We start from the raw sequence: 12,479 nt of genomic DNA on the forward strand, positions 1-12,479 counted from the left end.
GCCATGGGCCGAGAATATGTTTTTGCTGTGTGCCAGCTATGACTATAAGTCGATTTTATGCGGGGAAAACCCGAACCGATAGTGGTTAATTTGGTCAACCCCCAAGAACGACGAATGATTGAAGCGTGGACGGACCATAGTGATGAATGAATATTCAGGCCTATGAATGGACCGGACATAATGACGAAGTTCTATTGATATGTTGACCATATTGTTTAGTTAAGCGCTTAGGTAGCCTAGAATTGTCTAAAGTGTTGTGCGTCACGTTTGGAAACATTTGTCTCACTATGTGGACGCGGGTGTTCATTGTTACTTGCAAGTTGCCAATGTTACGAGGAAACTAGAGGTGTGAGTACGGCGCAGGACGGTAAAAGCACCACGGATTCCAACATCGAGTTGCCCAAGATCGTCCTCAACGAATGCTCGGCGTCCATGGCCTCCAAGCCGAATTATGAGTGATTTGTAATCCGATTTTGGGAGTTATTGACGGGAAACCCAACTGCTGAACGTGGACGAAGGCCGCGAACAGCGCAAGCAAAACCCGAAGCATGAGCGCCAAACCACTTGGCCTTCGCACTAAAAGAGGAAAAGATTATGTCGGCTGGTTCCGGATACGTCCACGTTTCAATTCGCAATGCGCAGAACCGCGCAGCAGCTGCGCAGCGTTCAGCTTCTGGCAGCTATGCACCAGCGGGTTACCGTCCGCTGCGCGCGGTTTCCAATGTTCATGAAACACGTGATGCATCGCATCAGCCGGCTAGCACTCCAGTGCAGTCAACAGGCCAGCCAAGCGCCGACACCTCCGCACGCGGCTTCGTGCTCTACGTGGGCCTGGATGAAACTGCCGCCCAGGCGCAGGGCACCTCGCTGGGCAAGCTGGCCACCCAGGTCCGCGCCTTCCTGGCCACCTTGTCGCCGCAAGCGCAGACCCATGCCGCCGTGGCACTGGCTCCGACCAGCGCCCAGGGTGAGCCCATCGATGTAGTTCGCCAGGCTTTGGGCGATCCGACGATTTCCCGCCGGCCACGCGCTGAAGCCCGTCCATCCACCCCGCGCCCATCTGGCGTGCTGATCGACCTCTCGCGCCGCGAAGTCTACCTGGATGGCGAAACCCTGAACCTGACCTTCAAGGAATTCGAGCTGCTGAACTTCCTCGTGGAAAACGGCACCCGCACCGTAGGCCGCGAAGAGCTGCTGGAAAACCTGTGGCGCAATGCCGAAGAAGTCCCTAACGAACGCACCATCGACGTGCATATCCGTCGCCTGCGTTCCAAGCTGGGACGCCTGGCCAATACCGTGCGCACCGTACGCGGCCAGGGCTACCGCTTCTACGAGCACCCAGAAGTCGTTGTCTGGGCAGCTCCGGAATACTCCATCTAGCATCAGCTGGCAGCAGTGGCGGGCAAACCGGGTTCGGTTTGCCCGCCACTGCTGCCTTAAGCTGGAACAATGAACACCATGCATTCCCGCAAGCTCATGCTGATGCGCCACGCCAAAGCCGACTACCCGCTGGGCGTCGCGGATCACGACCGGCCGCTGGCGGCCCGCGGGCACCGCGAAGCTCCGGCCGCCGGAGCCTGGCTTGTGGAGAATGGCCTGATACCGGACTACATCATCTGCTCCGACGCGCTGCGTGCGCGCTCCACCTGCGCCTGGGTGCTTTCCGAACTCGGCGAGAAAGGCCCGACCCCCTATGTCGATTCGCGCATTTTCACCGCAGGAGTCTCGCAGCTGTGCTCCATCATCAATGAAGTTCCCGATATGGTCAGCAACCTGCTGGTGATCGGGCACCAGCCGGTGCTCCAGGAATTGGCGCTGCGCTTGGCGGCAATGGACTCGGATGAAGAAGCCGTTTACGAGCTGGCGATGAACTATCCGACCCTGGGAACCACGGTGCTGGAAACCAAGCATCCGTACTCGCACCTGGATGCCCGTGATGCGCGCGTCACGCATTTCACCGCACCGCGGCCCGCATGAGAGAAGTCTCATCAAGTTTTTTCTAATGCACTAGTCAGCCTGTAAATAAGCGGTGATCTGCCTTTATGAGAAGCAGATGATAGGCCTCTCATCGAATACACCTCGCCGCCTCATGAACCGTTCACTTTCAGTTAACCATTGCTCGTTTCACTGGGAATCGTTGGCAGCACGGCCAGCACCGGCAAACCGCAACGGCGGGCCGGAAACACTGAAAGAGGAATAGGCAGATGGCCATCATCGCAGAATCACTTCCAACGCAGACCCCCGCAGCGCGCAATGAAGTGCAGCAGCAGATCGATGCACAGCGCGCCCGCACCATCCGCGCTGCCTACACCACCCGCTTCGTTGCAGCCGAGCTGCAGCGCAATCCGCAGGATTTCGAGATCGTGCGCCGCGCAAACATGGTGCCGCGTGCCGGTGACGTCGTCATCGCGGCTGTGACCGAGCTAGGCAAGCACACGCGCCTGCAGTCCCCGGTTTCCCGACGCCAGCTGATATTCGTCGGACAGGAAATCATGGTCGCCTACGGCCACCGCTACGCACCAGACCAGTTCCTGGCCCATGTGCCGGATAACCTGGGTCCATGCCAGCTGGTTGCAGGCGGCGGTGTCGCCAGCGAAGTCATCGAACAGCACGCCTCGATCGATATGGCGACACAGCTGCAGCCCGCAGGCCTGCTGATGCGCCACGGCAAGGTCGTGAACCTGGTGGACTTCGCTCCACTGGGCATCGAGAACGCATCGCCGCGCGCAGCGCAGGTTGCCGCGCCGCGCCCGCCGGTGATCGCAGTGCTGGGCACCTCGATGAACTCCGGCAAGTCCACCACCCTGGGATGCCTGGTCAACGGACTGGTCAACTCCGGCATGGAAGTTGCCGCAGGCAAGGCCACCGGCACGGGTGCCGGCAATGATCCGAACCTGTTCACCGATGCCGGCGCCTTCAGCGTCTGCGACTTCACCGACTTCGGCTTCCCAACCACCTACCGCTTGGACTACGAAACCGTGCGCGACCTGCTGGTGGCGATGATCCGCGAGCAAAGCGCCACCGGCGCAGACGCAGTGGTCATCGAGATCGCCGACGGGCTGTTCCAGGGCGAAACTTCCCGCTTGCTGCGCGACCCGATTTTCGCCGAGCATGTAGACCGCGTGCTGTTCAGCGCCCAGGACGCTTTGGGTGCCCAGGCCGGAGAGCGGATCCTGCGCGAAGCAGGCCTGGATGTTGCCGCGGTTTCCGGGGTGCTCACGGCCTCCCCGCTGGCCGCGATGGAAGCCCAGGCGCAGCTGTCCACCCCGGTCATCGGGACCTTCGACCTGTGCCAGGCAGAGGTTGCCGCCGCCCTGCTGCCAACCCGCTAGGAGCCAAGATGCTGGACCAGAAGATCGCCGTTGAGCAGCCGGCGCAGCCTGGGCGCCTGCCGGCGCTGGTAGCGCCGGGGCGGCGGATGCTGCTGGCCGGATTGCTCAGCCTGGGCATTCTCGCCGGCTTGCTCTCGATTGCCATCGGCTGGCTGATCGGACAGCTTTCGGCCCGCATCAGCTGGGCAGCTCTTGGCGCGGTCCTGGGCTTGGTGGGATGCTTCTTCCTGGCCAAGTACGCTGAACGGGTGCTGGCCGAGAAGCTCGGCCAGCATTATGTGGCCCAGCTTCGCCGCGGGCTGGTCACGCACGCTTTGCGCAGTGCACGCGGTCCGTCCATGGGCATCACCATCGCCCGTTCCACCAACGACCTGTCCTCGATCCGCAACTGGATTGTGCAGGGCATGGTCCCGCTGGTCGCCGGTTTGCCATTGCTGATTGTCAGCGGTGCGGGCCTGTGGTTCCTGCATCCGCTCCTGGCCCTGAGCTTGGCCGCGACCCTGGTGCTCGAGGGCGTCCTGCTGGCGGCCTTGGCCGGGGGTACTTTCCTGAGCGCCAGGACCTTGCGCCGGCACCGTGGGAGCCTGGCCTCGCGCATTGCCGATACCGTCGCGGCGCGGACAGCTATTGCGGCCGGCGGCGGCGTGGAACGTGAAGTGCAAAGGGTGCAGGACTCCTCGCAGAAGGTGATCGATGCTTCGGTGCATCGCGCCCGGTTCGCCGCCGCCCTGCGTGGCGGGGCGCTGGCCATTCCGCTGCTGGGTACCGCGCTGGTTGTGGCGGCGGCCTCGATGGCGCAGCTTCCGCCAGCCGCCGTGGCGACCGCCCTGACGCTGATGGGAATTTGCGCAGGAACCCTGGGCGAGTGGGGCCGCGTGGTGGAGTACCGGCAGAATTACAAGGCGGGCCGGCGAATCATCGCGCCGCTGCTGGCCGAGCAGGAACGCTGGCGGGCCCGCGAAGAATCTTCGGCAAGCACCCGCGATGCCAAGGAGCTGATGCTCCAGCCTTCCTCGGTGCGCATCCAGGTGCCCGCAGGGATGGCCGACCAGTTTTCCACCCTGCGGGCACAGCCCGGGGAGCGAATTGCGCTGCGTGGAAGCCAGGGCCAATGCGCGGCGCTGCTTTCGGCCATTGCTACCGGCGCCCTGGTGCACGGCGCCGACCCGCAGGCCGGGGTGTGGATCGCCGAGGGGCGCAGCGAGGATCTGCCTGCTGCCGGCCGCCGCAAGCTCGTGGGCTCCGCGTTGGAATCCATGGTTCCCGAGCGCGGAAGCGTCGCCCGTGCGCTGCGGTATCGCCATCCGGGCGCTTCGCTGCGCAAGGCCGTGGCGCTGGCTGAAACCTGCGGTTTGAAGATGGCCGATTTGCCCGGTGGAGCGGAAGCCCGCTTGCGCCGGGGCGGCGAACCGCTTAGTTCCGGGCAGCAAGCATCGTTGCTGGTGGCACGGGCGCTGTTGCGCGAACCGCCCTTGCTGGTGGTCGATTCGCTGCTGACCCGCTTGCCCGATGGAGCCTACGGCGACGTGGCCGAACTGCTCAACGGCTATCCCGGGGTGCTGCTCTTCAGCGCCGGACTGCCTGGCATCAGGGAAACCGCCAGCTGGGACGCGCAGGCCTAGGAGCCGGCCGCCGGACGGGTAGCGCGAAGCCCATCCACGGTGAGCAGCACGGCGCGCACCGTTTGCCCGCGATCCAGGCCGGTCTGCCCCGAGGCGCGCATCCGGGCGGTAAACAAGGCGGCACCGAAAATACTGGTGGCTACCGAGAGCTTCTGGTCGGGCTCGAGCACGACCAGGCGTTCGAGCACCTCGATGATCAGCCCGGTCACCTGCGTGTGCAGCGGGGTGCTGGCGAACGCAGTGGCGGTGTCCGCGCTCAGCTGCTCCTGCATCCACAGATGGGCAAAGGAGGGGTAGCTGGCGACGAAGTCCATGGAGAATTCCACCATCTGCCTCAGCGCAAGGTAGGGGTCTTCCCCGGAGGCCGCACGTGCCAGTTCGCCCATGAGCTTGTGCGCGCCGTAGCTGAGGATCTGGCTGACCAGCTCGTCTTTGGAACCGAAATTGTAGTAGACCGTGCCCTTGGAAACGCCGGCCGCGGCCGCGATCTCGTCCACCGAGACGGACTCGGGGGAGCGCGAACCGAGCAGCTGCATGGCCGCTTCGAAGAGCTTCTCCTTCGAATCCGTGGCCCGCACACGGCGGCGTTGGCCCGTTGGCGTTGTCATTCTTTCAGCTCCGGTTGCAGTGTTTTCAAGCTCCAGGTCTTGTTCTTGCGTACCGCAAGCATACTCAAGACTAGTCCAATGGCGGTGTAGAGCAGCAAAGAACCGGCAACCGATGGCAGCACTGCCAGATCCGCGCCGTACATCAGGTGGCGCATGCCGATCACCACATTGCTCATGGGCAGGATCCGGTGCAGCAGGTGCAGCGAATCAGGCAAGGTCTCCCAGGGGAAGGTGCCGCCTGAGGTGACCAGCTGCAGGACCATCAGTACCAGCACCACGAACTTTCCAGCGGTGCCCAGCAGCGCGAAGCACCCCTGGATCAGCGCACTGAAGCATAAGGCAGAACCGGCCAGCAAAGCCCAGATCAGCCACGGGTGGGCGGCATGCAGTCCCAGCCCGAATCGCACCACCGCGTAGAGCAGGCTGGTTTGCAGTACCGCGATGGCGGCGAAGGGCAACCAGCCGCCGATGGAAATTTTCCAGTTGCTGCCGTTGGAAGCCAGCGCGCGCTTGGTCATCGGGCGCATCACCTGGGTCAGGATCAGCACGCCGATAAAGGTCGCCAGGGTCATGAAGAAGGGGGCAAGGCCTTCGCCATAAGCCTGCGCTTCGGCCTGCTTGCTATTGGAGACAGCTACCGGATTGCCCATGACTTCGGCCAGTTGCCCGCTGGTGGACTCATCGGGGTTCGGCACCTTCCCGGTGCCGTCCTCCAGGCCGGTGGCCAATTCATCTGAACCGTCTTGCAGTTCTTCGGTGCCGTCCGAGAGCTCGCCGACTCCATCGGAGAGCTGCACCAGTCCGTTGTGCAGGGCTCCGGTGCCGGCGAGCAGCGTGCCGGCACCCTGATCCAGTTGGCTTGCGCCGTCAGCCGCGTCGGTGGCGCCATTCAATGCGGACTGCTGGCCCTCGGCCAGGGTCTTTGCCCCGGTGTGGGCTTCGGCGGCGCCGGAGGCGAGCTTCGCCGAGCCTTGGGCTGCCGAGCCGATGCCCTTCGCGAGTGCAGGCATGGCGTCATCCAACGCCTTGGTGCCATCCGCGAGGGTGCCCAGGCCGGTGGCCAGCTGCTGGTTTCCTTCGGCTACCTGCGCCGATCCGTCGGCGAGGGTGTGCAGCTGCGTTTGCAGGGTAGATAACTCGGTATTGACCTGGGTCACTTTGGTATCCAAGGCATTGCCGAGCGTAGAATTCTGCACGCTTTGGCTGACCGTGCTCTGGATGGAATCAGCCTGGTCCTGGGTGAGCACGCCACTGCTGACCAACTCGTCCAGGCGCTGCTGCGTATCTTCCTTGACGCTATCCAGCTGCGTTTTCGTGTTGGCCTGCAGCTGGTCGATTACCGCGATGGCCTCATCTGCCGTGCTGGCCAGCTGCTGGTTGCCGTCTGCGACCTGCTGTGAACCGGCAGCAAGCTGGTCGGCGGCTTCTTTCGCGCTGGCGGCGCCTTGATCCAGCTTCGAGACGGAACCGGGCAGCGCTTTGGTCTGCGTCTTCAAGGTGTGCAGACCGTCGCTCAGCTCTTTGCTGCCGTCGGCCAGCTGCGCGGTGCCGTCGGCCAGTTCGGCGCTGCCGTCGCGCAGCCGGGTTTGGCCGTCGACCAGTTGGCCCAACCCTCCCGACAGGTCGGCGGTGCCATTCTTCAGGGTCTTGGTGCCCGAGTTCAGCTCGGTGCTGCCATCGACGAGCTTGGTGGTGCCATCGGCCAAGGTGACCACGCCATCGCCCAGTCGCAGGGTGCCATCGTAGAGCTTCCCGGCGCCGTCTGCGGCTTCGCCCATCGAATCGTGGATGTCCACGAATCCGGCGATCATCGCCGAAGCCGTTTCGGTTCCCACTTCCTGGGCGACCGAGGTGCGCACCGTGGTAGCCAGCGTTTTGGCGAAGTTGGAAACCATGAAGTTATTGGCATCGTTGGTCAGCAGCTCGATATTGGCCTGTTCGGCATCATCGAAATCGCCCGGCGAGACCAGGGCCGAGGAAAAGTCCTCGGGCAGGATCAGCGCAAAGGCGTACTGGCCGGTGGCCACGGCCTGCTCGGCTTCCGCCTTGGAATCCACGTGCGCCCAGCTGAAGGTGCCGTCGTCTTCCAATTCCTCGACGACGTCGTCGCCGACTCGGGTTTTCTCGCCGTCCTGTTCGGCGCCTTCATCCAGATTGACCACGGCGGCCGTGACCTTGTCGAGGTTTCCCTGGGGGTCCCAGTTGGCGTAGAGGTAGAGCGCGCCATAGAGCAGCGGAACGCAGGTGACCGCGATGAGCGCCAGTTTGGGCAAGGTGCCGCGGCTCATCCGCTTGAGCTCGGAGAGGGCAAGTCGCAAAGTTGTCATGGGCTATTCCTTTGCTTCGCACTGAACAGCGTCAGCAAGTTCGTCGGCTGGGAGGAAGAAATCGTGGTTGGCCGCGATGCCCTCGGCCATGGCCAGGTGATCCAGGCCCAGATCGAGTTCGCCTTGGATGAACCCGGTGGATGGATCGGGCAGTGGGAGCACTGCTGGTTCCGGGTCGGCGGCCTGCCCGGTTTGCGGCTGCCAGCACTGGGGCAGCCGGCTGACGATAGCCAGGACTGCGAATTCCCGATGCGAGGAAGCGAAGTTCTCCAGGGTCTCGAGCCAATGCTCGTCTTCCAGATCGTGCCGGTCCGGTGAATCGACGATGAGCAATTCAAGACGGGGATTCTCGGCAGCCAGCAGGAGCTGGAGCTCGAAGAGGCGGCCCGGATCGATGGCATCGCTCCAGCAGCTGGCGATATCGTCGAATCCATGCTGCGCCATCCACTTCCTGGCGCCGGGCTTGCGCCAGTTTGGCCCCGGGATCAGCCCCAGATCTTCTGCGACAAGATCGCAAACCTTCAAGTGGGATTCGGGTTCATTGATCCCCGGCGAATCGACCAGAGCGCTGTGCTTGCGCAGGGTTCGCAGCTTCGGATCCGCATTCCACACCACCGTCCCGGAGCTGGGTGCCATGCGTCCGCTCAGTACAAGGGCCAGCGCGGTCCGGGAAATCTGCGGCTCGGATACCAGCAGCTGCAGTTCACCTCTTTGCAGTTGCACGGAGGTGGGCCCCACGAGCTGGTCGTGGCGTCCCTTGACGGTAATGGAATCTGCGGTAAGCACAGTTAAAGACTAATTGAACTGACCAGTCAGTTCAATTAGTGAAAAGGTTCCTTTGATCACTACTGGACGTAAAGCGTTTGATGACCTTTGATGGTTGTTGGGTACGTCACGAAAAAGCGGGGCAGAGTTCAGGTGCAGTTAATCGGGCTTTGCTTACCTTGGAACCAGGCCCATGCACGCGGCAGGGCCGCCGCTGCTTGAATATCTACCTAGGGAAAAACATGATCAATAGACGTCCCACTCGCATCGCTGCCGCGGTGCTGGGAACCGCGCTTGCGGTTTCGAGCTTCTCGGCGGCGCACGCCGATACTGCCGAAATCACCCCCATCGAGCAGATCCAGGGGACCGGCGACAGCTCACTCATGGCTGGCCAGGACGCAACTGTGCGCGGTGTTGTCACCGGAGCCTACGCCGACGGCGGATTCCGCGGTTTCTATCTGCAGAGCGCTGGCAGCGGCGTAGATGCCTCGGGCCAGGCGAGCTCGGCGATCTTCGTGTACGCGCCGGACGAGGTTTCCTCGGTGAGCGTCGGCGACCATGTCCAGGTTTCTGGCGAAGTGTCCGAATACTATGGCTTGACCCAGCTCAAGGCCGGCAGCGTCGAGGTGCTCGATGAACCGGCGCAGGGCGTCAAGCCGCTGGCGATTTCACTGCCGAGCAGCGATGCCGAGCGCGAGCGCTTTGAATCCATGCTGATCGAGCCGCAGGGCGAGTTCACCGTCTCGGACAATTACTCGCTGAACCAGTACGGCGAGCTGAGCCTGGCCATGGGCACCAGCGAGATCCTGCCCGGCGAACGGCTGCTGCGCCAGCCAACCGATGTCTTCAAGCCGGGCAGTGCCGAGGCGAAGGCTCTCGCGGCGGAAAACGAGCAGCGCTCGATCGTGGTCGATGACGGGGCCACGCTGAACTTCTCAACCAGCAAGAACAAGCAGATCGCCCTGCCGTACATCGACGCGCAGCAGCGCGTCACCGTAGGCGCTGACGCATCCTTCATCGCACCGGTCATCTTGGACTACCGCTACGATATGTGGCGTTTGCAGCCGCAGGGCCAGGTGGTCGGCGCCGATGATGCCGATATCGCCGTGAACTTCGAGCAGGTCGACAACGACGCTCCGCAAGAGGTGGGCGGCAATGTCAGCGTTGGCAGCTTCAACGTGCTGAACTACTTCACCACTACCGGCGACATGCTCGATGGGTGCTCGTACTACACCGACCGCGAGGGCAATCCAATCAATGTCCGCGGTGGTTGCGATGCGCGCGGCGCGGCGACCGCTGAAAGCTTTGAGCGCCAGCAGTCCAAGATCGTTGCCGCACTGGGCAAGTTCACCGCAGACGTGGTGGTCCTGGAAGAAATCGAGAACTCGGCACGCTTCGGACAGAACCGCGATGCCGCCCTGGCTCACTTGGTCAACGAGTTGAACCAGGAAGCTGGCCAGAAGGTTTGGAGCTATGTCCCGACCCCATCGGTTGTGCCCGCTGACGAAGATGTGATCCGCACCGCGATCATCTACCGCGACAAGTCAGTGAAGCCCATCGACGAGTCGGTCATCCTCGACGATCCAGCATTCGTGAACGCCCGGGATCCACTGGCCCAGGCCTTCCAGCGTGTTGGCGGAAACCAGAACACCCGCTTCCTGGTCGTTGCCAACCACTTCAAGTCCAAGGGCTCGGATCCTGCTGATGGATCGGGCAATGCCGACAGTGGCGATGGCCAAGGCGCTTGGAACGAAGCCCGTGTCGGCCAAGCGGAAGCGCTGGTTGGCTTCGCGGACGGTCTGAAGAAATCGCGCAATACCGACCAGGTGCTGCTGGCGGGGGACTTCAACTCCTATTCGGCTGAAGATCCGATGCAGGTTCTGGTTGAAGCCGGGTACGTGGACCTCGGCGCCGCAGCCGATTCCCAGAGCTACCTCTACGACGGCTTGGTCGGCTCGCTGGACCACATCTTCGCCTCGGAGAAGCTGGCGGGCAAGGTGACTGGAGAAGACATCTGGAACATCAACGCCCTTGAATCCGTGGGCTACGAATACAGCCGCTACAACAACAACATCACTAACCTGTTCGCGGCTGACCAGTACCGTTCCTCGGATCATGACCCGGTGCTCGTCGGACTGCAGCTGGATAAGAAAAACTGACTTTTCCCGCCTGCGCGGTGGCGGGGCGCTCTTCTTCCCTGAAGAGCGCCTGGCCACCTTCTTTTAACCCGCTTTGGGGAACCCAGAGGGGCGCTGGTTGCGGGGTGGAGAATTCTTTGGGGAAAAGGCTTGACAGAAAACTTCCATCGTGGATAATTGTTGGAGAAGATTTGTGAGAGCGCTCACAAAATGTTTGGCAGAGTCGCTTTCATCGTTTCAGGCATCCAGGAAATCGCAGGAATTTTCTTTTTTGCCGTATTTTGAGAGCGCTCTCAAACTTGTTGGCGCTCGCCCGCTCGCACGATTCATACCCGAAATGGAGTCACCGTGAAACCCTCACGCAAATCCCCACTGGCACTGGCCGCGGCCGTTGCCGGAAGCATCGCTCTGGTAGCAACCGGCTGCGCAGCCGACGCAAGCAAGGATGCCCAGCCGGCCTCGGCTGATAACCCGGTCACGCTGACCGTGACGACCTTCGGCACCCAGGGACTGGACCCGCTGTACGAGAAGTACCAGAAGGAAAACCCTGGAATCACCATCGAGGCCACCAACATCGACACCGGTGGCAACGCGTTGACCGACTGGAAGACCAAGCAGGCTGCGGGTGCCGGCCTGCCAGATGTCCAAGCAGTGGAAGAAGGCTGGCTGGGCCAGGTGATGTCGGTTGCAGATTCCTTCACCGATCTGCGCGAGTTCGGTGCCAATGAGGTAGCGGGGGATTGGGTTGACTGGAAGGTCAAGCAGGCCACCGACCCAGAAGGCCGCGTCATTGGCTACGGTACGGACATTGGGCCGATGGGCATCTGCTTCAATGCCAAGCTGTTCAAGGACGCTGGCATGCCCAGCGAGCGCGAAGAAGTTGCCGAGTTGCTCGGTGGCGACGACGCAACCTGGGAAGACTTCTTCAAGGCAGGCAACGAGTATGTGAAGAAGACCGACAAGGCCTTCTACGACCAGTCCGGTTTCGTCTGGAATTCCATGGTCAATCAGCTCGACGAGGGCTACTACAAGGCTGACGGATCACTGAATATCGAGGGCAACGCCGAACTGCGCGAGCGCTGGGACCTGCTCTCCGATGCTGCGTCCAAGGGGCTGTCGGCCAACCAGACCCAGTGGGACTGGGGCAAGGGCCAGGCCTTCGTTGACGGTTCCTTCGCCGTCATGCCTTGCCCGGGCTGGATGCTTGGCACGGTCAAGGGCCAGGTTGAGGGTGCCGGCGGAGACTCCAGCGCAGGCTGGGACTTCGCAGATGTCTTCCCGGGCGGCGCGGCCAACTGGGGCGGCTCGTTCCTGACCGTGCCGACCACCTCCGAGCACCCGGCCGAGGCTGCGAAGCTCGCCCAGTACCTGACCAGCGCATCGTCGCAGGCGACCTCATTCGAGGAAGCCGGCACGTTCCCTTCGAACCTGGAAGCGCAGAAGTCCGATTCAGTGACCGGCACGAATGAGATGAGCGAATTCTTCAATAACGCACCGGTGGGCGAAATCCTGGGCAACCGCGCCAACGGCGTCCAGGCCCAGTACAAGGGCCCTCAGGATTCGGTGATCCAGGAGCAGGTCTTCGGCCCGGCTATCAAGGCGATCGATGCTGGCAGCGACAGCGAGACCGCCTGGAACAAGGCCCTCTCCACCCTGCAGGAACTGGAAATCAAGTAATCCCGTAGCC

General features: G+C 62.5%; 9 protein-coding genes. 6 read left to right on the top strand and 3 right to left on the bottom strand.

The window, feature by feature from the left end; genetic code table 11:
* Positions 1-594 precede the first annotated feature (594 nt).
* From ACIOTN_RS11160 to ACIOTN_RS11175, 4 genes are all read left to right on the top strand, one after another.
* Positions 595-1,380 carry a winged helix-turn-helix domain-containing protein gene (locus tag ACIOTN_RS11160; protein WP_105658819.1) on the top strand — a complete coding sequence of 262 codons (786 nt, stop codon included), beginning with the start codon at positions 595-597 and terminating at the stop codon, positions 1,378-1,380.
* Positions 1,381-1,449: 69 nt separating this feature from the next.
* A complete protein-coding gene (locus tag ACIOTN_RS11165; RefSeq protein WP_402735366.1) occupies positions 1,450-1,977 on the top strand; it encodes a SixA phosphatase family protein in 528 nt (175 codons plus the stop codon).
* 227 nt (positions 1,978-2,204) lie between these two features.
* The gene (locus ACIOTN_RS11170) at positions 2,205-3,332 is read left to right on the top strand and encodes a DUF1611 domain-containing protein (protein WP_105662485.1); all 1,128 of its coding nucleotides are present in this window, start codon (positions 2,205-2,207) and stop codon (positions 3,330-3,332) included.
* A gap of 8 nt (positions 3,333-3,340) precedes the next feature.
* Complete coding sequence (locus ACIOTN_RS11175; RefSeq protein WP_105658816.1) at positions 3,341-4,954, top strand: ABC transporter ATP-binding protein; 1,614 nt, start codon at positions 3,341-3,343, stop codon at positions 4,952-4,954.
* Here ACIOTN_RS11175 and ACIOTN_RS11180 read toward each other — a convergent pair.
* Genes ACIOTN_RS11180 through ACIOTN_RS11190 form a run of 3 tightly spaced genes read right to left on the bottom strand, consistent with a single transcriptional unit; the run spans position 4,951 to position 8,675 of the window.
* On the bottom strand, positions 4,951-5,562 hold the full coding sequence (locus ACIOTN_RS11180; protein WP_105658815.1) for a TetR/AcrR family transcriptional regulator: 612 nt from the start codon (positions 5,560-5,562) through the stop codon (positions 4,951-4,953). The genes ACIOTN_RS11175 and ACIOTN_RS11180 overlap by 4 nt on opposite strands.
* Positions 5,559-7,889, bottom strand: coding sequence for a YhgE/Pip family protein (locus ACIOTN_RS11185; protein ID WP_402735367.1), 2,331 nt, complete (start codon positions 7,887-7,889; stop codon positions 5,559-5,561). Before ACIOTN_RS11185 ends, ACIOTN_RS11180 begins: the two co-directional genes overlap by 4 nt.
* 3 nt (positions 7,890-7,892) lie before the next feature.
* Positions 7,893-8,675, bottom strand: coding sequence for an ABC transporter ATP-binding protein (locus ACIOTN_RS11190; protein ID WP_402735368.1), 783 nt, complete (start codon positions 8,673-8,675; stop codon positions 7,893-7,895).
* A gap of 221 nt (positions 8,676-8,896) precedes the next feature.
* Here ACIOTN_RS11190 and ACIOTN_RS11195 point away from each other — a divergent pair, with 221 nt between their 5' ends.
* Positions 8,897-10,813, top strand: a complete 1,917-nt coding sequence (locus ACIOTN_RS11195; RefSeq protein ID WP_402735369.1) for an ExeM/NucH family extracellular endonuclease — start codon at positions 8,897-8,899, stop codon at positions 10,811-10,813.
* Between the two features lie 327 nt (positions 10,814-11,140).
* Positions 11,141-12,469: an ABC transporter substrate-binding protein gene (locus ACIOTN_RS11200; protein WP_402735370.1), complete on the top strand. Its 1,329-nt coding sequence runs from the start codon at positions 11,141-11,143 to the stop codon at positions 12,467-12,469.
* Positions 12,470-12,479 lie beyond the last annotated feature (10 nt).

This window comes from Glutamicibacter sp. NPDC087661 (assembly GCF_044743275.1).
Lineage (GTDB): Bacteria > Actinomycetota > Actinomycetes > Actinomycetales > Micrococcaceae > Glutamicibacter.